Origin of the sequence: Moellerella wisconsensis ATCC 35017 (assembly GCF_001294465.1) — a bacterium.
Taxonomy (GTDB): domain Bacteria; phylum Pseudomonadota; class Gammaproteobacteria; order Enterobacterales; family Enterobacteriaceae; genus Moellerella; species Moellerella wisconsensis.
In genome coordinates this window covers 41,866-63,742 of record NZ_LGAA01000009.1, presented here as the reverse complement: position 1 = coordinate 63,742, position 21,877 = coordinate 41,866, and the positions used below count along the sequence as shown (strand labels likewise).

Here is a 21,877-nt window from a genome sequence, read left to right as displayed (position 1 = left end):
ACGCGTTTAAACCGATTCGCATCGATGAAATAACTAAAAATACCGCCACCGTTTGGATTTTTCCGGCGGTGTCACAAAATGCAGGTGATCGCTATCTGGGTAGCACATGATGGATTAAAAGAAAATTACTGCTCCTTTAATCGCCGATTTATGGCGTACAGTCTATCTCCGCCGAAGTTGCCAATATATTGCTATTAGTTTAATAGTGAAAGATTTCACAACTGATCTATATACTAGACAATTTTAGTTATCCAATACAGATAAACTAAACAGCCTAACGTTTTCTGATATTCGCGAGAAAAGCCTTGCTAAACGTGAATTTTTCAGCATAAGAATAGATGCGTTATTTTATCGCGTTACACCATACATATTATTGAGTTATCTATTGATGGCATCTTATATAAGATATTTTAAATGACTATAGTGGTATATAAATAATTCACTATTTACCACATAAAAAACACAACTTATTACTCTAAATTCATAAGAAATCATCAAATAAAATATTTTAAATTATTATATTCAATATATCATGACTTCAAACATTATATTGAGTTATTAAATTTCATAAACTAGAAAAGTAACTTAATTATAAAGTAATACAAATAAAGAGGATAGAACGGTGCAAATAGAAGCTGAAATTAAAAGTTTGAAAAAAATTCTTACTGATGATGAATTATTTTATCAAATACCTGATTATCAAAGACCCTATTCATGGGATAATGATAATGTTGAAGCATTAATCGATGATCTAGTAACAGCATTTGAGAATTCTATCGATGAAAAATATTTCTGTGGTTCATTAGTTTTAGTTAAAAATAAATCAGATAATCGACTTGATATTATCGATGGACAACAACGAATTACAACCTTTACAATTTTAGCCTGTGTCATAAGAGATTATTATGGTGAAGCTTTAAATGAAAAAAATTCCAAATACATTATCACATCAATTCAAGATGAGTATGAAAAAAGCAAACGAAAATTAAAATTCCTAACATCAGAATATGAGCAAATTGACTTTGAACATACGGTATTAAAAAAAATAGATTTTGAACAAAATTCAACCAAAACATTAAATAAAAATCGTTATTTGAAAAATGCTATTACTATGAAAAATATACTCATAGATAAAGTAAATGAACTCAATATTAATATTAATTATTTTGTACTTTGGTTATATGAAAGTGTAGTACTAACTGTAATCACCTGTCCAAATCAAGATACTGCAATTCAGATATTTAATGTTTTAAATAATAGAGGAATGCCATTAAGTTCAACAGATATACTTAAATCATCTTTAATGCAAAAATTATCAAAAGAAGACAGGAAAATTTTCAAAGCTCATTGGGAATCAATAAATATTTCACTTACAACATCAGAGATAAAATTAGATTTAGAGTTCATGTTAACCATTTACATGTATTATAAAATTACGACCAATCCAAAATCAAGATTAGATAAAGAATTATTAAATATTTTTAATTTAGAAAGCAAGAGTCCTTTAGAAATAATAAAAGAAATTAAAGATTTTTCAGTAAGCTATATCGAGTTAATGACTAGCCAAGATAAAATAATTTATTGCTTAAGGTATTTACGACACCGAGTTTATTGGAGCAGCATACTCACATGTGCAATTTATAATAATTACCCAGAGATAAAAAAACTAAAAGAATATTTATTATCTTATTATTATCAGAATTGGATTGCAGGTGCTACAGTTGCAAGAATAAAGCAAACATCTTTTAATATATTAAGATTAGTAAAAGAAAAAAAACCTATTGAGTCTATTTTAAAAGAAATGAGAAATAACATCTCTCGTTATAAAACCAATGAGGACTATGAGAAATCATTAAATAATAGTGAGGTTTATGGGCTGAGCTGGGATAAACCCGTACTCCTTTTAATTGAATATTACTCATCAGATGAAAGTAAACCTACTTTTATCTCGATAAATAATAAGCTGCAAATAGAACATATATTACCCAGAACAGGAAATGAATACTGGGACACTATTTTCAATAAAGAACAAAAAGATTTATGGTGTAATTCTCTAGCTAATTTAACCTTATTATCATTAAGAAAAAATTGTCAGGCAACAAATGCTTCATTTATTGAAAAGAAAAAAGCATACAAAACAAAAGATAATCAAATTACTTCTTTCCTTATAACACAAGAAATACTTGATTATGATGAATGGACAACTACGCAATTAAAAGAAAGAAAAATATATCTATTATCAAAATTAAATAAAATACTAAATATAATTTAAATAAATCGGATGTAATATTATCTAAAATTACATCCGACCAATCCATATATTAATTATTTTATTATAATATCATTGAAAAATCCACATAGATAATTAATATAGCTTACCCCTCAGTATAATAGCGATTTAATACCAAATAAATTGAAATAAAAATTGAGGTAAATCGAGGAAAATCGAGGTAAATCGAGGCGAATCGAGGCGAATCGAGGCGAATCGAGGCGAATCGAGGTGAAACGAGGCGAAACGAGGCGAAACGAGGTGAAACGAGGCGAAACGAGGCAAAACGAGGTGAAACGAGGTGAAACGAGGTGAAACGAGGCGAATCGAGGCGAATCGAGGCGAATCGAGGCGAACAAAAATAAAATAAAACCCTATAAAATCATAATGTTAAAAGCACCTCTCGCGAACCCCCTCATTTCAAGCCGATCAAGCACCAATATAGTGAGATTATCCGCTATTTGCTCCCGATTTTAATCCCCACCGGCTGTATTCACCTATTTTTTAATCCTCGTTTCATACTATCTGCCATAATTAACCTCCATCGTTAAGATCCGGCATTACATATGCTTAAAATCGACTAGCTCAGCCCCCTACCTAAATAAAAATATGAATAATAAAAAAAGGATTGTGCCGCCTGTGCCACACAATCCTCAAAGAATAATTATATTTCTGGTAGCCATGTCTTTAAACACTGTCTTTAAACTCTGTCTTTAAACTCGGTTCTTAAACTATGACCTTAAACCATGATCTTAATGCATCGCCTTAAAAGAGCGCTTTATCCAAACGCCCTTCAAAATGAAGCACCAATTGGGATAATACCGGATGCCACTCTTTAACCGAGACTCTCGAAGATTTCTCTATTTTCATAATCCCAAGATAGACCAACTTCATCAGATTCTTTTCATTAGGAAAAATCATCCTTGAATTAACTAAAAAACTTAATTTTTTATGAAAAGACTCAATCATATTGGTGTTATAGATCCCTTGACGGATCCGCAAAGGATAATCGAAATACTCCTCAAACTGCGACCATTTACGACGCCACGATTGAATAATTGAAGGATAAATTTCTTCCCATTGCTGCTCAACAATCCCCCATGCCTCGTCTATTTCACTGCGCGAGGGCGCACAAAGCATCTGATTCACATCAATCATAAAGGATTGACGCTGAGCAATAGCGATGTTCTTTAGCGAAATATGCAGCTGATCCATAATACAAAGAGGCATTTTTGACTGGGGATAGACGGCATTAATACCTTCAGAGATCCCCTCACTGCCGTTCTGATTAACAATTAAAATATCCTCAACTCCACGACTTTTTAGATCACTAAAAACCGATCGCCAAAAAGTCATTTGCGGCTTTTCGCTAAAATATACCCCCAAAACCTCTTTTTTGCCTTTAAGATCTAACGCTAAAACACAATAAAACATTTTATTCACATAACGCCTGGCTTCACGGGTTTTGTAGCTCACCCCATACAGCCAAACAAAAGGATAGATCTGGTTCAGTGGCCGAATTTGCCACTGGTGCATCACGGGCATTAACTTAGACATAATTACACTGATCTGTTTGGTACTAACACTCATCCCATACTTCTTATTCATCTCTCGTTGGATAATCTCGTAATCGGGATTGTGCATAAATAATCGAATAATCTTTTCAGTTATATTCTCAAAAGTTATATCTTGTGGCTCAATTAATTCACTATCTATATCTTCTAATTGCATAATATAATAATTTTCTCCGTTTATAGATTGTCGAATTATTATCTTACGGAGATCTCTCATAAATACGAGTCGCCAGCTAATTATATAAGATTTAATAATTAAATTTATTTTTAAAATAGTAAGTTAATATATTAATTCAGTAATATAGGATATTTTTTATTATTTATTAATTACCCATATAAAAATTATCTTTGTAGTTCACCACGCAATTATAACTTTTATATTTAATCATATATTCATAAAGAACTTAGTCAAACTAAGCTATCATCATTTAAATAAATAATTATATTTTTTTAAATTAAGACATTTTCTAGCAATAGGTCTATCAATAATTGCCTATAGATAAGTATTTAAAGATAGGCATTGATAAGTAGCTGACTAAAAATAGCTATCTATAATAGATATCCATAAATAGCAGTATTAAAAGTGAGTCAGAGAAAAACGTATCCATGATTAGGCAGGCGATCAACATGATTATAACTAAATCCAACTTAACATCTGCAGGGTTAAATGCCATAGTATGTAACTTCATGTTAAGTATCGCTTATAGAGGATTTATATGGCCGTCCCAACCTACGATAAATTTATTGAACCAGTATTACGCTGTTTAGCTCCTCACCCTAAAGGCCTGGCAGCTAAAGCCGTCCATGAAAGCGCAGCAGATATTTTAGGCTTAGATGATACTCAACGGGCGGAGGTGCTTTCAAGCGGTCAATTAGTGTATAAAAATCGTGCGGGTTGGGCGCATGACCGGTTGAAACGCGCTGGGCTTTCACAAAGCTTATCACGCGGCAAATGGTGCTTAACAGAAAAAGGGTTAGCCTGGATTAAAAATAACTCTTTTCCGCTGGCCAAAGAACAAGTTGATCACTTAGCCTTTGATTTTATGAACGTAAAACTCAAAACTGATCCTGATGCAGTTCTACTAGATGAAGATACGCCCATAGATTCAGATACCCCTTCGCAAGCTCGCAGCCCAGATGATCGGCTAAATGATGCACTGAAAGAAATCCGTGAATCTGTTGCCATTGATTTACTGGCTAATTTACTTCAAGTCTCGCCCACTCGCTTCGAATTCATTGTATTGGATGTTCTGCACAAACTGGGTTATGGCAGCCATCGCGATGATCTACAACGCGTCGGCGGCACCGGAGATGGAGGGATCGATGGGATCATCTCGTTAGATAAACTCGGTTTAGAACGGATTTATGTTCAGGCAAAACGCTGGCAAGGCACCGTAGGACGTCCTGATTTACAAGCATTTTACGGCGCACTGGCAGGACAAAAAGCCAAACGTGGGATTTTTATTACCACCTCGGGTTATACTGCTCATGCGATTGAATTCGCCAAATCGGTTGAGGGATTAGTGCTTATTGATGGTAACCGCTTAGTTAACCTGATGATGGATAATGAAATTGGCGTTAGCTCACAGTTGATTAAATTACCGAAGCTGGATACTGATTATTTCGAGTAGCCCCTAAAAGGAGTTAACTGCTGGCGGTAGAAAATACACTCTTTTTAAAAGAGGCGGTTAATCACCTATGACCTTAATATACAGTCGCTTAATAACCGTCTGTTGATCAATTAATCACCGCGCGACCCGACTAACCGACCAAGTTGACAGACTTTATGACCCCAATGGGGTTTAATAGCGGGTCTGCGCTGTTGATCGCGGCATTGCCGGATTTACATCTATTGCTTAGTTACCCATGGAACATTATTAGAGTAAAATATGAACAAACAACAACTGGCCGCCAAGATTTGGGAATCGGCTAATCAAATGCGATCTAAAATTGAAGCCAACGACTATAAAGATTATATTTTAGGCTTTATTTTCTATAAGTACCTTAGCGATCAACTGGTGCAGTTTGTGACCAAAGCTGGAATGACGGCTGCCGATATCCAAGCACTCAATGAAACAGACGCCGACACCGTTGAATATATCCAAAGCAATTTGGGCTATTTTATTGCCTACGATAACCTGTTTTCTACCTGGGTTGACCCAACGTCTGATTTTGATGAATCTAACGTACGCGATGCCCTTTCGGCATTTAGCCGTTTAATTTCGCCCACCTACAAAAAACTGTTTGAAGGCATTTTTACCACCTTAGAAACCGGATTAAGTAAACTGGGGGAAAGTGCCGGCAAACGCACCAAAGCCATCAGCGACTTACTGCACCTGATCAAAAGCATCCCCATGCAAGGAAACCATGGCTATGATGTGCTGGGCTATATTTATGAATACCTAATTGAAAAATTTGCCGCCAATGCCGGTAAAAAAGCCGGTGAGTTTTATACCCCCCATGAAGTTTCGGTATTGATGTCCAATATCGTCGCTCACGAGTTACAACACAAAGAGACTCTCGAAATCTACGACCCCACGTCTGGCTCCGGGTCGTTGCTGATCAACATCGGTGAAGCGGTAGAAAAATACGCTAAAAACAAAGACAGCATCACCTATTACGCTCAAGAGTTAAAAGCTAACACCTACAACCTCACCCGAATGAACCTGATCATGCGCGGGATTAAAGCCAGCAATATTAAAACTCGCAATGGCGATACCCTAGCAGAGGATTGGCCCTATTTTGACGAAAACGATCCTCAAGGCTCCTACCATACCTTGTATCTGGATGCGGTAGTCTCTAATCCACCTTACTCGCAAAGCTGGGATCCCAGCTTTAAAGATAACGACCCACGCTATTCCCGTTTTGGCCTAGCCCCCAAAACCAAAGCCGATTTTGCCTTTTTACTGCATGACCTCTACCACTTAAAACCGGATGGTATTATGACCATTGTGTTACCGCATGGGGTATTATTCCGTGGCGGTGAAGAAGGTAAAATTCGCCAGCAATTGATTGAGCAAAACCACATTGATACCATTATCGGTTTACCGGCCAATATCTTTTTTGGTACCGGTATTCCTACGGTGATATTGGTCCTTAAGCAAAAACGTCAAAATACCGATGTCTTGGTGATTGATGCCTCTAAGCACTTTGTCAAAGAAGGCAAAAACAACAAACTGCAAGCCAGTGATATCAAACGGATTACCGATGCGGTGATTAACCGCGAAAGCATTGATAAATTTTCGCAACGGGTCAGTAAAGAAACGCTGCAAGCCAACGACTACAATCTCAATATACCGCGCTATGTTGATTCCTCTGCGCCAGCACCACACTGGGATTTACACGCCACCCTGCTTGGCGGCATCCCGAACCGCGAAATTGCGGAGTTAGCCGAGTATTGGCAAGCTTTCCCGCAATTGCATGATACGCTATTTACGCCAAAATCTGCCGCTTACAGTACGCTGGCGATTGATAAGCAAGCGGTTAATGGCTGCATTAGTCAGCACCCTCAAGTGCAAGCATTTATCAGTGCCTATCACCAAGCCTTTAACGGCTTTGATGACCTTCTGCACCGCCAATTAATCACAAACTGGGAAACTGTCCACCGTCATCAGCAAGAGGCGGTATTAAGTGCCGAGTTATTTAGCCGCTTAGCCCCTATCGCCTTAATCGATAAATACCAAGCTTATCAATTTCTAAGTAACCAATGGCAAATTATCAGCGCTGATTTGGAAATGATGCAAACCGAAAAGTTTGCCGCGACCAAACAAGTTGACGCGAACATCGTTATCAAGAAGAAAAATGGCCAAGATATCGAAGTCCAAGAGGGTTGGAAAGGCCATATCCTGCCGTTTGATTTAGTGCAACAAACCTATTTGAGTGAGGAGTTACAAGCCTTAGCAAAACAAGAAAATCGCCTGATGGAAATCGCCAGCGAATTGGAAGAAATTTTCGAATCACTCAACGAAGAAGAAAAAGAACAAGAGACAGTCAAAGAGAGCAAAGACGGCTTTGCCAATGCCGAGGTCAACAAGGCAGCGAAAGCGTTATTGAAAGAGCAAAAAGACACAAAAATCAAGTTTGCCGAAGACAGCTACGAGGCTAAAATTATTCGTGTCAGCGAGCTTATCGACCAAGAAAAAGCCCTGAAAAAAACCGTCAAAGACGCCGCCACGGCGCTGCACTTAAAAACCAAAACCACCCTTGAAGGTTTAACCGATGAGCAAGTAAATAAGCTATTGCAGCTAAAATGGATCACCCCATTAAGCACTGAACTTGCCAGCATGCCAAGTGCGGTAATTAGCCAGCTCACTAGCCAAGTACAAGCGCTGGCGGATAAATATGCCGTCACTTATTCGCAAGTGGCCAATGAAATCAAAACCACCGAGCAACAACTAGCGCAGATGATGAGCGAGCTCACCGGCAACGAGTTTGATCTGCAGGGCTTGCATGAGTTCACCCGTTTATTGAAGGGGGAATAAGATGAGTGTCGAGAAGAAAGTGCCAGAGATCCGCTTTAAGGGATTTAGTGGGGAGTGGGATAGTCGATGTTTGGGAAGCCTCTGCCTCATTGGTGATATAGATCATCGTATGCCTGAATCTAAAACAACAGGCATTCCCTACCTTATGACAGGAGACTTCTGTGGAATTAACGGTCTTAATTTTGAAAGTGCTAAGTTAATATCCATTGAAGATTACGAGCAATTATCAAAAAAAATAAAGCCTGAATATGGCGATATAATATTTGCTCGTTATGCATCAGTTGGGGCTGTTCGATATATTGAAACGGAAATTAATTTCTTAATTTCTTATTCTTGTGCAATTTTAAAAACGAGCAATACCTCTTATGGTAAATATTTATTCTATTTCTTTCAGACAAACAGAACTAAAAACCAAATAGAATTAGATATAAACACTGGTTCTCAAAGAAATATTGGAATTGATTCGTTAAAAAATCTATTGGTGGCTTTACCGAAATCAGAAGAACAAACCGCCATTGCCAACTACTTCCAACAGCTTGACAGCTTGATCCATCAACATCAGCAAAAGCATGCCAAGCTGAACAACATTAAAAAAGCCATGCTGGAAAAAATGTTTCCTAAACCAGGCGCAACTGTGCCTGAAATTCGCTTTAAGGGGTTTAGTGGGGCGTGGGAGGAGATTCAATTAAAGCAAATAGCTGAAATAAGAAGAGGACTTACTTATAAACCAAATGATATCTCTGAGAAAGGAACAGTTGTATTACGCTCCTCGAATATTAACATAGACAAGTTTGAACTAAGAAAAGACGATATACGGGTTAATAAAAGCGCTATCAATATTAATTCTACTAAAAATGGCGATATTTTAATAACATCCGCTAATGGGTCTAGTCAATTAGTAGGAAAACATGCAGTAGTGAATAGCTTAACCGTAGATGCCGTACACGGAGGCTTCATGTTATTGGTTGAAACAAAAGAACCTTACTTCTTAAATGCCTCAATGTGTACATATTGGTACGATAGATTTCTTTCTATAAACGTGTCTGGTGGTAACGGAGCTATCGGAAATATTAAAGGTCGTGCTTTAGAAGAAGAATGTTTATATATTCCTAATAAAGAAGAACAAACCGCCATCGGCAACTATTTCCAAAAACTCGATACCCTAATCAACCAGCACCAGCAACAAATCAGCAAACTGAATACCATCAAGCAAGCTTGCTTAAGTAAAATGTTTGTTTAGCCGAGGGCAAAAATAATGACCACCTTTAAAACCGAAGCCCAATTTGAGCAGGCATTTGTTCAGTTACTCACCCACAAAGGGTGGGAAGATAAAATACTTAAAAATAAAACTGAAGCCGAGTTACTGCAAAACTGGGCGGCCATTCTGTTTGAAAATAATCGCCAGCAAGACAGGTTAAACGATGTGCCGTTAACCGACACCGAAATGCAGCAAATTATTGAGCAAATCAAAGAACTAAAAACCCCGCTCAAACTGAATGGTTTAATTAACGGTAAAACCGTGGCAATTAAACGCGATAATCCGGCTGATAGCTTGCACCTCGGCAAAGAAATCAGCTTAAAAATATACGATCGCCAAGAAATCGCCGCCGGGCAAAGCCGTTACCAAATTGTACAGCAACCCAAATTCGAACGCGGCAGCCCGCTGCGTAATGACCGCCGTGGCGATGTGTTATTACTGATTAATGGTATGCCGGTGATCCATGTCGAGCTAAAGCGCAGCGGCATTCCGGTGAGCCAAGCGGTCAATCAAATTATAAAGTACAGCAGCGAGAGAGTCTTTAGCGGCTTGTTCTCGCTGATCCAAGTATTTGTCGCCATGGAGCCAGAAGAGACCCAATACTTTGCCAATCCCGGGCTAGACGGTAAATTTAACTCTGACTATCAATTTCACTGGGCAGATTTTAATAATGAACCGATGAACTACTGGAAGGACATCGTAGCAACCTTATTGTCAATCCCGATGGCGCACCGATTGATTGGCTTTTATACTGTCGCTGACGATACTGACGGCATCCTTAAAGTGATGCGTAGCTATCAGTATTACGCCGCCAATGCTATCTCGGATAAAGTGGCCAAAACCCACTGGCAGAAATTGGGCAGTGCCGCCAATAACCCCGACCGCCTTGGTGGCTATATTTGGCATACCACTGGCTCAGGCAAAACCATGACCAGCTTTAAATCGGCGCAATTAATTGCCCAATCGAAAGATGCCGATAAAGTGATTTTTTTAATGGACAGGATTGAGCTAGGCACCCAGTCGCTGGCAGAATATCGCAACTTTGCTGACGATGGCGAAGATGTGCAAGCCACCGAAAATACCCATGTTCTGATCACCAAATTAACCAGCACCGCCCCCGCCGACACCTTGATTGTTAGTTCGATTCAAAAAATGAGTAATATTTTTGAAGCTGTAGACGATGAAGGCATGGCAATAAACTCAAATGATATTGAAAAAATCCGCGCCAAGCGCTTGGTGTTTATTATTGATGAGGCTCACCGCTCTACCTTTGGCGATATGCTGATTATTATTAAACGTACCTTTCCGCGCGCCTTATTTTTTGGCTTTACCGGCACGCCGATCCAAGAAGAAAACCAAAAAAACGGCAATACCACCAGCACGGTGTTTGGTAATGAGCTGCACCGCTATAGCATTGCCGATGGGATCCGCGATGGCAACGTTCTGGGCTTTGACCCTTATAAAATAGTCACCTTTAAAGACCGTGATATAAAACAATCGATCGCGTTACAGCAAGCCAAGGCCAGCTCGGTGCAAGATGCCATGAATGACCCTGCCAAAAAGAAAAAATTTAACTACTTTATGAATGAAGTCCCAATGGCAGGCTATAAAGATGACACAGGCAAGTATCATAAAGGCATCGAAGATTATGTGCCTAAAAGCCAATATCTAACCGATGCCCACCAAGACAAAGTGGTGGAAGATATTCTGCTTGAATGGGATGTCCTCAGCCAAGGTCATAAATTCCATGCTATTTTCGCCACTAACAGCATTGCCGAAGCCATTGACTATTACCGCCGGTTAAAAGCTACTAAACCTGAGCTTAAAGTCTCGGCGCTATTTGATCCGCACATTGATAACGACGGCACGGGCGACCGTGGCCTCAATTTTAAAGGCGATGGGCTAGAAGAAATTATGACCGACTATAATGAGCAATATGGTCAAGATTTTGATTTTGCTCGCCATGCAGCGTTCAAAAAAGATATCGCCGCCCGCCTGGCACATAAAAAGCCCTACGAGCGCATTCATACTGAGCCTGCAAAACAATTAGATTTACTGATTGTAGTCGACCAGATGCTCACTGGCTTTGACTCTAAATGGCTGAATACCTTGTATTTAGATAAGGTCATTAAATACCAAAATATTATTCAAGCCTTCTCACGCACTAATCGCTTGTTTGGCCCTGACAAACCCCACGGCATCATTCGTTATTATCGCTACCCACACACCATGGAACAGCACATTAATCAGGCGGTAAAACTCTACTCCGGTGACCGACCTATCGGCTTATTTGTGGATAAATTAGCCAGCAATCTTGAAGCCATGAATAAATTACAGGCTGAGATCCGCGAGCTGTTTGTCAGCGCGGGGGTTGAGAATTTGGACAAGCTGCCAGACGATATCAACGCCTGCGCTAAATTTGCTAAATTATTCAATACCTTTAACCAACACTTAGCAGCCGCCAAAATCCAAGGCATGAGTTGGGATCAATCGGCCTCTCCATTGACTGATGATGATAACCAACATGAGGTGACGCTAGAGATAGACCAACAAAGCTACTTAAGCCTAGCCTTACGCTACAAAGAATTAGCCCGAAAAAGTGAGCGCTGTGATGCGGGGGGTGGCGATGTGCCTTTTGATATCAATGGGTATTTAACAGAAATAGATACCGGTAAAATTGATGCCGATTACATGAACAGCCGCTTTGATAAATATTTAAAGCAACTAGATACCCATCCAAATTCTGTCAGCCTGGATGCCACTTTAAATGAGCTGCATAAATCATTTGCATCGCTTACCCAAAGTGACCAAAAATATGCCAAGCTATTTTTGCACGAGTTACAACGCGGCGATGCACAATTAATTGACGGCTATACGTTTAGAGACTATATCAACAGTTACAAAGATCAGGCTGAAAATGACCACTTAAAGGCGATTGTTGATAATTTGGGGTTAAATAAACAACAGCTTATCGCATTGATGGCGGACAGCGTTAATGAGAGCAATCTCAACAATTTTGGACGCTTCGATGCGTTAAAAGATTCTGTCGATAAAGCCAAAGCCAAGATCTATTTTGAAACACAAGACCGCGTAACTCTGCCGCCATTTAAACTGAATATTCGCATTGAACAGTACTTAAAACAGTTGATCCTTGCCCGGCAGGATGATGAGTAACCCGAGATTATGGGTATACTCGGTGGGTCAATGGTAAAAGCCTGAGAGCCTGAAATCTAAGCACCGGCGATATTGAAAGCGTGATGGGGCGAGTCATCAACCCTCACGCGTTATCTATGAGTTTGACGGCTCTATCATCAAGAGCAATCGCACATTCCAGTCGTACCATCAAGAGTACAATAAAAAGCACCGTGGATACCTTCCGATAGATCTTATCCTCATCATTACCATTAAAATGTAATGGCTTTTATCAGCAAGAACAGTGATTATTCCTTAAGCATCCCCCCTCATCGTGGCTTCTTTAACTAAAAATAATGAGCTAGTGATAAATTTTATTTATTAATAATCAGATAGTTAAAAAAACATCTCTTAGATCAGAAAAATAGACACAAACAAATTATCTTAAACTAATCGATTATTGATCCTTGTTAAAATAGTGATAAAAATCACATTATTTTTCACATTAAGCTGTGAAGACAGTTTAAGGATGAATTACGATTTAATTATTTAAAAACAAATAATTATAAGTATTTCGCCTGATTTTAAAAATAAATTTTATGTGATTACTGTCATTTTAATGTGAATTCTATCGTGTGATCCTGTCTCACAATAACAAAGATTCACAACCTCGGGAGAATACGATGAAATCAATTAATCAGGTTGCCGTGATTGGACTCGGTTCAATGGGCATGGGGATTGCAAAATCCCTCATTAGAAATAACGTATCAACTTACGGTTTTGACATTAATCTTGCCGCCTGTGATGAATTAAAAGCCTATGGCGCCAAACAAGTTGGCCAAAATGCGACTGAATACGCCGATCAGCTAGAGGCGGTTTTACTGGTTGTTGTTAACGGCAAACAAGTTGAACACATTCTGTTTAATGGCGAAACGCCACTAGCGGCGGCTCTGCGCCCTAATACTGTGGTGGTATTGCACAGTACCCTTGCTGCTGAACAAGCTAAGCAAATTGAGCAAAAACTCGAACAATATCAACTCAAAATGCTAGATGCGCCGATTTCTGGTGGGGCAATTAAAGCCAACGATGGCAAACTCACCATTATGGCTTCAGGCCACCCTGACTTATTTGTTGCACTGAAATCGATTTTCGCTGCAACTAGCGAACGTTTATACCAAGTGGGCGATGAGATTGGTATGGGGTCAACCGTGAAGACTATCCACCAGCTATTAGCCGGTGTTCACATTGCGGTGGCCGCAGAAAGTATGGCGCTTGCGGCAAAAGCAGGGATCAATTTAGACTTAATGTATGATGTCGTCACCCATGCGGCGGGTAACTCATGGATGTTTGAGGATCGCATGCAGCATGTATTAAAGGGCGATTACTCACCGAAATCTTCGGTCAATATTTTCGTTAAAGACCTTGGCTTAGTGATGGAAACTGCAAAAGCATTGAATTTTCCGCTTCCATTAGCGTCAACTGCGCTCCAAATGTTTACTGCCGCAAGTAATGAAGGTCTGGGTAACGAAGACGATAGCGCCGTGATCAAAACCTTTAAAGGTATTCAATTGCCTAAGAAGGTGAAGGAATGAGTATTCAATTAGGCGTTATTGCCGATGATTTTACAGGCGCGACAGACATTGCCGGCTTTATGGTACAAAGTGGCTGGAAAGTTGTTCAGTTACTGAATGAACCTGATGAAAATACGGCTGTTCCGCAAGATGTTGACGCCATTGTCGTCAGTTTAAAAAGCCGTTCTTGTCCCGTGGATGAAGCAGTCAATGCTTCACTAACTACCTGCGATTGGCTAAAAAATATCGCAGGCTGCCAACAAATCTTCTTTAAATATTGCTCAACCTTTGATTCCACTGCAAAAGGCAATATTGGTCCAGTAACCGATGCACTAATGCATATGCTGAAGGCTGATATTACGGTGATCACCCCGGCTTTGCCCGTCAATGGTCGTACGGTAATTCATGGTCACTTATTTGTGAATGGCAAATTGTTGAATCAAAGCGGAATGCAAGACCACCCCGTGACTCCGATGACCGATGCTAATTTATTACGTGTCATGGAAAAACAAGCCCAAGGCCATGCCGGTTTAATAGATTTAGTTACCGTAGAATTAGGTGCCGAAGCAATAAAAGCGCAGCTGTCTGCATTGCAAAATCAAGGGATCCGTTATGCCGTGACGGATGCGATAACCATGGAAAATCTGTTGCCCATTGCTCAAGCAACGAAGGATTTGCCTTTATTAACCGGAGGCTCTGGTTTAGGTGCAGCAATAGCGACAGTAAAAACTGGGATAGCCTGGCAACGCAATACTACATTAGGTGAGAAGCCCCCATCAGCGCAGCGCAAAGCGGTCATTCTGTCAGGCAGTTGTTCACAAATGACCAATGCTCAAGTTAATGCTTACGCGGCCATAGCCCCCAGCCATCAGGTTGATATTGGCCAATGCTTATCTCATCCTGAGTATGCGAAAGTTCTCTCTGCCTGGGCAGTAGAAAATCAATCTACCGGCCTAGCGCCAATGCTGTATGCCACTTTGCCCGCCGATAAACTAAAGCAAATTCAACAGCAATACGGAGTACAACAATCCAGTGAAAGCGTTGAAAAATTATTCGGTGAAGTCGTCATTCTGTTAAAACAGCACGGCTTTAATACCTTCATTATTGCCGGAGGCGAAACCTCAGGAAAAGTAGTACAAAGCCTTGGGACACAACAACTGAGTATTGGTGCTCCGATTGTTCCTGGCGTACCGTGGGTAAAAGACCGACTAAGCGGAGATTGGCTAGCGTTAAAATCAGGCAATTTTGGCCAGGAAAACTTCTTTCAACAGGCGCAGGAGATGTATTTATGAGTGCAGAGCAAGCACTGCGTGTTGAATTATGCGAATGGGCAAAATCGATGTTTATGCGGGGCTATAGTAGCGGTGGCGCCGGAAATATTAGCGCCAAACTGCCGGACGGCACACTGATTGTTACGCCAACTAACTCCAGTTTTGGTGATCTCGTCCCTGAACGTTTAAGTAAATTAGATCCACAAGGGCATTGGATTGATGGCGATGAGCCGACGAAAGAAGTTTCTATGCACATGGCTATGTACCAGCAGCGCCCTGATTGTCAGGCTGTTGTACACTTACATTCACCTTGGCTAACAGCATTGTCATGTTTAGAAAATGTGGATAAAACCAATTGCTTACCCCCTATCACTCCCTATTATGTGATGCGTGTAGGGCGATTACCTCTGGTGGAATATTTTGCCCCAGGGGATCCTAAAATCGGTGAAGAGATCGCCAAATTAGCCCAACAGCACTCTGCCGTTTTACTGTCCAATCACGGGCCCGTTGTCGGAGGAACAACTTTAAGGCAGGCATTTTTTAATGCCGAAGAGCTTGAAGATACCGCACGTTTATATCTAACACTGTTACCGCTTGGATTTAAAACATTAACCGATACAGATGTGCAAGAACTGAACAATCGTTATCCACAAAAATAATATTATAACGAGGAATATAACATGGCAAAGTTTGCAGCAAATCTTAGTATGATGTTTAACGAAGTTCCCTTTATTCAACGCTTCGAACGTGCAGCTGATGCGGGTTTTCATGGGGTTGAATATTTATTTCCTTATGAAGAATCCCCTCAAGCAATTGTTGAACAGCTCAAGAAACATGACTTAACTCAAGTGTTGTTTAATATGCCTGCGGGTCATTGGGCTGCGGGTGAACGGGGTATGGCGTCAATACCAGGGCGCGAGCAAGAATTTCAACAAGGCGTTCATAAAGCGCTTGAATATGCTTTGGCATTGAACTGTAAGCAAGTTCATGCAATGGCAGGAAAAATAGACAGCAAATTTACCCCGGCACAACAGCAAGCATGTTTTATTCAAAATATTCAGTACGCGGCAGATGTGATGGCAGAGCATGGCATTAAAGTATTAATCGAGCCTATTAATACTCGTGATATGCCCGGTTATTTTCTGACAACTCAAAAGCAAGCTGAGGCCCTGTTACCAGAAATCAATCGTAATAATGTTTTCATTCAGTTAGATCTGTATCACTGCCAAATAATGGAAGGTGATTTACTGAAAACGATTGAGCGACTGTGGCGTAAATTTAGTCATATTCAAATTGCCTCTGTACCATTTCGCCATGAACCCGATACGGGAGAAGTTAATTATTCATGGATTTTTGCTAAATTAGATGAAATGGGCTACCCGGGTTGGTTAGGTTGTGAATATATTCCCGCAGGAAAAACAGAAGATGGTCTGGGTTGGTTTAAAAAACTACAAACTGAATAGGAATTAATATGACCCCATCAGAGCGCAGAGACTTTATTTATGGTTATCTCTATGAATACCAAACTGTTTCTATTAGCAGTTTAGTGGAGTTAATGAACGTCTCGCATATGACGGTTCGCCGTGATATTAGCGCTCTGGAAGAAGAAGGGAAAGTCGTCAGTATTAGTGGTGGTGTCAGGTTAAACAATGCCTTGCATCAAGAATTACCGTGGAATGAAAAGGCGCGCCTTCATTGTCAAAGTAAACGTAAAATTGGGCATTTTGCCGCATCGCTGGTGGAAGATGGCCAAGTTGTTTACCTTGATGCAGGGACAACAACATTCGAAATAGCCCGCGTTCTAGGGGAACGGTTTAATTTAACTGTCGTGACTAACGATTTTTCAATCGTCCAGTATCTGATGAATAAGCCACAATTAAATTTATTCCACACGGGAGGAAGAGTTGATAAACGTAATCACTCCAGCGCCGGTAATATTGCCGTAATGATGCTAAAAAGTCTTAATATTGATATTGCTTTTATCAGTACCAGTTCATGGGATTTTGAACATGGCGTTTCGACCCCTCATGAAGAAAAAGTTCTATTAAAGCAAACATTATTAGAGCGATCTCGCCGAAGTATTTTAGTTTCAGACAGCAATAAATTTGGAAAATATGGCATGTTCCGCGTCTGTGCGTTGGAACAGTTGGATGACATTATTTGTGATAATCATTTACCTGAAAATATTATTAAAAAATTAGAAGAGACCAATATAAATTTCTATCCGATTAACGTTTAGAAAAAAATAAACCCTAGATAGAGAATACAATATGACAACTTTTTCTTTATTAATGATTGCATTAATAGGGATCCTTATACTCCTATTAATGATAATTAAATTTAAAATTCATCCTTTTGTTGCCTTATTAATTGTTAGTTTATTTGTTGCCATTTCAACAGGTATTCCATTAGATAACGTGGTTAAAGTCGTTACAGATGGGCTGGGTGGTGTCCTCGGCTCCGTTGCTATTATTATTGGTTTAGGCGCCATGCTCGGTCAATTAATTGAAAAATCAGGGGGCGCAGAAAATTTAGCCATAACAACTGGAAAATCACTGGGGGCAAAGAAAACTATTGCCGCCTTAACTATTGCCGGCTTCATTTTAGGTATTCCAGTCTTCTTTGATGTTGGATTTATTATTTTAGCACCAATTATTTATGGCTTTGCCAAAGTCGCCAAAATATCACCGTTAAAATATGGATTACCAATTGCTGGTGTGATGTTAACGGTACACGTGGCTTTACCGCCGCATCCTGGCCCCGTTGCTGCGGCAGGTATTTTACATGCGGACGTCGGTTTATTAACTTTAATTGGTTTTGCTATTTGTATTCCGGTAGCCATTATTGGTTATTACATCGCAAAATATATTAATAGAAAAAACTACCATTTATCTGTTGAAGTATTAGAGCAATTACAATTAGCCAAAGATGAACCCAATAAAGAAAATATTGTTTATACCGATAGAGCTAATCCACCCAAACCGGCTACCGTTATTGCAATGATTCTTGTCCCAATTTTAATTATTATGTTGGGAACTGTTTCATCGACTTTATTAGAAAAAGGCGATCCAATAAGAACGTTATTTACCTTTATTGGTTCTCCTATTATTGCTTTATTAATTGCATTAATTCTGGCGGTTTATTTCTTAGCATTACGACGTAATTGGACCATGCAGCACACCAATAATATTATTGGCGATGCTATCCCTGCGGCGGCAGTAGTCATTATGATCACCGGTGCAGGTGGCGTATTTGGTAAAGTCTTAGTTGAATCTGGCGTGGGTAAAGCACTTTCTGATGCTTTAGCTATGATTGATATGCCAATTATTGTTGCTGCATTTATTATTTCATTAGTTTTGCGCGCTTCTCAAGGCTCTGCCACCGTAGCAATTTTAACCACCGGCGGATTATTAAGTGAAGCGGTAATAGGATTAAACGGTACACAGCTGGTATTAGTGACTCTGGCCTGTTGTTTTGGTGGGTTAGGTTTATCCCACGTTAATGACTCCGGTTTCTGGATTGTTACTCGTTATTTAGGCTTATCTGTCAGTGATGGTTTAAAAACCTGGACAGTATTAACCACTTTATTAGGGTTACTCGGTTTCCTTTTTATCGGATTAATTTGGATGATAATTTAATCCTACCCACGTAAAGCTCCTTTTTTGATACAAGGAGCTTTATTTCGTCCGATTGCCTCATCATTTAATCAACCATTTATTCCGAGATCACTACGCTAGCGAGCACAGCACGGGCCTTGCTAAGTACATTAAACCATGACACGAATCGATACAGCGGGAATACAAGGTAGGAGCTTGATAATGACTAAGTCACTACGGCTTTCCGATACCCGTTAACGGACCAATTTTAATACGAGAAAACCGTCGTCAGATTGGTTCGAATTTTTTATTGTTATCATGCCGGTAATTAATGTTATCTGCCGCGTTCTGGGTTAACTTCATCTTCCACATCGACTTCGCCACGCTCGGCTTGTCTAAAAGCACCCACGATAATAACCGCAGATGCTTCTGTTTAACCGAGACGTCGAAGCTTTCTATCATGGCTCGAATTTTTCGGTCTTCATTACCCCAAGCTAAACTAACTTCATTCCGTGAGATCGCGCTCAATGTTTTCGACTAAGCGCGGTTTAATGCCCGTGCATGGTGGGCAAAATGTTCACCGATAAAACTGGCGATAAAGTAATAGCTGTGGTCATATCCTGCGCGCATATTTAACTGGTACGGATACTGTTTTTGCTCACATATTGCTTGTAACAATTCAGGTTTTAATTGTTCATTTAAGAACGGATCAGCACTGCCGATATCAATTAATAGCGGAATTTCCTGCGCATGATCAGCCAGTAGTTGCAAAGTGTCGTAGGGCTGCCACTCTGTTTTATCGGTCCCTAAATAAGCGCTAAACGCTTTTTGTCCCCACGGAACTTGTGAGGGAGCAATGATCGGCGAGAAAGCGGAAACACTTTGATAACGCAGAGGATTGCGCAGCGCTATCATTAATGCACCATGCCCGCCCATTGAGTGTCCTGAAATCACTCGCTGTTGGTTTGCCGCAAAGTGCTGTTCAATTAAGTCTGGCAATTCGGTGACCACATAATCGTACATACGGTAATGGGTCGCCCAAGGTTGTTCGGTGGCGTTAAGATAAAATCCCGCCCCTTGGCCTAAATCGTAGCTTTCGCTATCAGCTACGTCACTGCCGCGTGGGCTGGTATCTGGCGCAACGATGATCATGCCGTATTGAGCCGCAAATTGTTGCGCGCCCGCCTTGGTAATAAAGTTTTGTTCGTTGCAAGTTAGCCCGGATAACCAATACAGTACCGGGCAGGCTTGATACTCTGCTTGTGGCGGCAGATAAACCGCAACATTCATAGTGCAACCCAATACTTCCGAAGGATGCTGATGCACTTCTTGCCAGCCACCGAAACAGGCGTGGCGTTCGATTCTTTCCATTATTTACCTCGGTATAAAATCAACCATAACGGAGGTCAACCCGCCGTCATGGTTTAATTAATCCAGCCAAGTGATGGTTACGGCACAGCTCACGCAGAAATACCTAAGCAATATAGCCGTTATTAGCCTAATTATTTAGGCTGAAAATGAATAACTGTACGAATAGATTTACCTTCGTGCATCAGATCAAAAGCGTGATTAATTTGCTCTAAAGGTAATGTATGGGTCACAAATGGCTTAAGTTCTATTTCACCACTCATCGCCTGTTCAACCATTTGCGGTAACTGGCTACGGCCTTTTACGCCACCGAACGCGGTTCCACGCCATGAGCGGCCCGTCACTAACTGGAAAGGCCGGGTAGAAATTTCTTGTCCCGCGCCCGCCACTCCAATCACAATTGACTGTCCCCAGCCGCGATGTGCGCTTTCTAGCGCAGCACGCATGACATTAACGTTGCCGATGCATTCAAAGGTGTGATCAACGCCCCATTCTGTCATTTCAATCAGAACCTGTTGAATAGGTTTGTCGTAATCTTTGGGATTCAAACAGTCAGTGGCACCAAATTGCTGGGCTAACGCAAATTTTTCAGGGTTAGTATCGATAGCAAAAATACGGCCGGCTTTCGCTTGGCGCGCACCTTGGATCACCGCCAGACCAATGCCGCCGAGACCAAAAACAGCCACAGAATCTCCCGGTTGTACTTTTGCTGTATTATGTACCGCACCAATCCCGGTGGTTACACCGCAGCCTAATAAGCATACTTGTTCATGGTTCGCTTCGGGATTAATTTTCGCTAAAGATACTTCAGCAACTACGGTGTACTCACTAAAGGTTGAGCAGCCCATATAATGATAAATCGGCTCGCCATTATAAGAAAAACGAGTAGTGCCATCAGGCATGACGCCCTTGCCTTGGGTGGCGCGTACCGAGACACACAGGTTAGTTTTGCCTGATTTACAGAATAAACATTCGCCACATTCTGCGGTATATAGTGGGATCACGTGGTCACCCGGTTTTACGCTAGTCACGCCTTCGCCGACTTCAACCACGACGCCGGCACCTTCATGGCCCAGAACCGCTGGGAATACGCCTTCAGGGTCGTCACCGGATAATGTAAAGGCATCGGTATGGCAAACCCCGGAATGGCTCACTTTGATCAGCACTTCGCCGGCTTGTGGGGGCATAACATCAATTTCAACAATTTTCAGGGGTTGTCCTGGGCCGAATGCTACCGCTGCGCGTGATTTCATAAATGCTCCTTGTAAAGAGGCTCAACAGGGTAATGAATAAAGCGCATAGACATAAAGCGCATAGATATAAAGCACATAGGCAGATTGTTACCATTATCTGGTAA

14 protein-coding genes are annotated in these 21,877 nt (G+C 40.5%); 11 read left to right on the top strand and 3 right to left on the bottom strand.

From position 1 onward, the window contains the following. The first annotated feature begins 622 nt into the window (after nucleotides 1–622). Entirely contained in the window at nucleotides 623–2,272 is a 1,650-nt protein-coding gene (locus M992_RS04515; protein ID WP_053907501.1) for a DUF262 domain-containing protein, read from the top strand. Between the two features lie 762 nt (nucleotides 2,273–3,034). Here M992_RS04515 and M992_RS04510 read toward each other — a convergent pair. Beyond that, nucleotides 3,035–4,000, bottom strand: a complete 966-nt coding sequence (locus M992_RS04510; protein ID WP_053907500.1) for an IS256 family transposase — start codon at nucleotides 3,998–4,000, stop codon at nucleotides 3,035–3,037. Between the two features lie 559 nt (nucleotides 4,001–4,559). On the opposite strand from M992_RS04510, the gene M992_RS04505 reads away from it, so the two are divergent. The 10 genes from M992_RS04505 to M992_RS04460 all read left to right on the top strand — a co-directional run bounded on the left by M992_RS04505 (nucleotide 4,560) and on the right by M992_RS04460 (nucleotide 19,194). Continuing rightward, a complete protein-coding gene (locus M992_RS04505; RefSeq protein ID WP_053907499.1) occupies nucleotides 4,560–5,474 on the top strand; it encodes a restriction endonuclease in 915 nt (304 codons plus the stop codon). A gap of 258 nt (nucleotides 5,475–5,732) precedes the next feature. Then, complete coding sequence (locus tag M992_RS04500) at nucleotides 5,733–8,324, top strand: type I restriction-modification system subunit M (RefSeq protein ID WP_053907498.1); 2,592 nt, start codon at nucleotides 5,733–5,735, stop codon at nucleotides 8,322–8,324. Between the two features lies 1 nt (nucleotide 8,325). Continuing rightward, a complete protein-coding gene (locus tag M992_RS04495) occupies nucleotides 8,326–9,564 on the top strand; it encodes a restriction endonuclease subunit S (RefSeq protein ID WP_053907497.1) in 1,239 nt (412 codons plus the stop codon). Between the two features lie 15 nt (nucleotides 9,565–9,579). Further along, a complete protein-coding gene (locus M992_RS04490) occupies nucleotides 9,580–12,756 on the top strand; it encodes a type I restriction endonuclease subunit R, EcoR124 family (RefSeq protein ID WP_053907496.1) in 3,177 nt (1,058 codons plus the stop codon). A 641-nt stretch (nucleotides 12,757–13,397) separates the two neighbouring features. Beyond that, nucleotides 13,398–14,306: an L-threonate dehydrogenase gene (ltnD, locus tag M992_RS04485; protein WP_053907495.1), complete on the top strand. Its 909-nt coding sequence runs from the start codon at nucleotides 13,398–13,400 to the stop codon at nucleotides 14,304–14,306. Further along, on the top strand, nucleotides 14,303–15,577 hold the full coding sequence (gene otnK / locus M992_RS04480; RefSeq protein WP_053907494.1) for a 3-oxo-tetronate kinase: 1,275 nt from the start codon (nucleotides 14,303–14,305) through the stop codon (nucleotides 15,575–15,577). Before ltnD ends, otnK begins: the two co-directional genes overlap by 4 nt. Next, nucleotides 15,574–16,215, top strand: a complete 642-nt coding sequence (gene otnC, locus M992_RS04475; RefSeq protein WP_053907493.1) for a 3-oxo-tetronate 4-phosphate decarboxylase — start codon at nucleotides 15,574–15,576, stop codon at nucleotides 16,213–16,215. Before otnK ends, otnC begins: the two co-directional genes overlap by 4 nt. Before the next feature lie 21 nt (nucleotides 16,216–16,236). After that, nucleotides 16,237–17,019: a 2-oxo-tetronate isomerase gene (gene otnI, locus M992_RS04470; protein WP_053907492.1), complete on the top strand. Its 783-nt coding sequence runs from the start codon at nucleotides 16,237–16,239 to the stop codon at nucleotides 17,017–17,019. A gap of 8 nt (nucleotides 17,020–17,027) precedes the next feature. Next, nucleotides 17,028–17,795 (top strand): DeoR/GlpR family DNA-binding transcription regulator, encoded by a 768-nt coding sequence (locus tag M992_RS04465; protein ID WP_053907491.1) that lies wholly within the window; start codon nucleotides 17,028–17,030, stop codon nucleotides 17,793–17,795. Nucleotides 17,796–17,826: 31 nt separating this feature from the next. Continuing rightward, entirely contained in the window at nucleotides 17,827–19,194 is a 1,368-nt protein-coding gene (locus tag M992_RS04460; RefSeq protein ID WP_053907490.1) for a GntP family transporter, read from the top strand. Between the two features lie 495 nt (nucleotides 19,195–19,689). On the opposite strand, the gene fghA is transcribed toward M992_RS04460, so the two are convergent. Continuing rightward, nucleotides 19,690–20,523 (bottom strand): S-formylglutathione hydrolase, encoded by an 834-nt coding sequence (fghA, locus tag M992_RS04455; RefSeq protein WP_053907489.1) that lies wholly within the window; start codon nucleotides 20,521–20,523, stop codon nucleotides 19,690–19,692. A gap of 131 nt (nucleotides 20,524–20,654) precedes the next feature. Then, a complete protein-coding gene (locus M992_RS04450) occupies nucleotides 20,655–21,773 on the bottom strand; it encodes an S-(hydroxymethyl)glutathione dehydrogenase/class III alcohol dehydrogenase (RefSeq protein ID WP_053907488.1) in 1,119 nt (372 codons plus the stop codon). Nucleotides 21,774–21,877 lie beyond the last annotated feature (104 nt).

What these genes read in the sequence shown, in the direction of transcription:
- M992_RS04510 (WP_053907500.1), bottom strand. Translation starts at nt 4,000, where the DNA reads ATGCAATTAGAAGATATAGATAGTGAATTAATTGAGCCACAAGATATA.
- M992_RS04505 (WP_053907499.1), top strand. Translation starts at nt 4,560, where the DNA reads ATGGCCGTCCCAACCTACGATAAATTTATTGAACCAGTATTACGCTGT.
- M992_RS04500 (WP_053907498.1), top strand. Translation starts at nt 5,733, where the DNA reads ATGAACAAACAACAACTGGCCGCCAAGATTTGGGAATCGGCTAATCAA.
- M992_RS04495 (WP_053907497.1), top strand. Translation starts at nt 8,326, where the DNA reads ATGAGTGTCGAGAAGAAAGTGCCAGAGATCCGCTTTAAGGGATTTAGT.
- M992_RS04490 (WP_053907496.1), top strand. Translation starts at nt 9,580, where the DNA reads ATGACCACCTTTAAAACCGAAGCCCAATTTGAGCAGGCATTTGTTCAG.
- ltnD (WP_053907495.1), top strand. Translation starts at nt 13,398, where the DNA reads ATGAAATCAATTAATCAGGTTGCCGTGATTGGACTCGGTTCAATGGGC.
- otnK (WP_053907494.1), top strand. Translation starts at nt 14,303, where the DNA reads ATGAGTATTCAATTAGGCGTTATTGCCGATGATTTTACAGGCGCGACA.
- otnC (WP_053907493.1), top strand. Translation starts at nt 15,574, where the DNA reads ATGAGTGCAGAGCAAGCACTGCGTGTTGAATTATGCGAATGGGCAAAA.
- otnI (WP_053907492.1), top strand. Translation starts at nt 16,237, where the DNA reads ATGGCAAAGTTTGCAGCAAATCTTAGTATGATGTTTAACGAAGTTCCC.
- M992_RS04465 (WP_053907491.1), top strand. Translation starts at nt 17,028, where the DNA reads ATGACCCCATCAGAGCGCAGAGACTTTATTTATGGTTATCTCTATGAA.
- M992_RS04460 (WP_053907490.1), top strand. Translation starts at nt 17,827, where the DNA reads ATGACAACTTTTTCTTTATTAATGATTGCATTAATAGGGATCCTTATA.
- fghA (WP_053907489.1), bottom strand. Translation starts at nt 20,523, where the DNA reads ATGGAAAGAATCGAACGCCACGCCTGTTTCGGTGGCTGGCAAGAAGTG.
- M992_RS04450 (WP_053907488.1), bottom strand. Translation starts at nt 21,773, where the DNA reads ATGAAATCACGCGCAGCGGTAGCATTCGGCCCAGGACAACCCCTGAAA.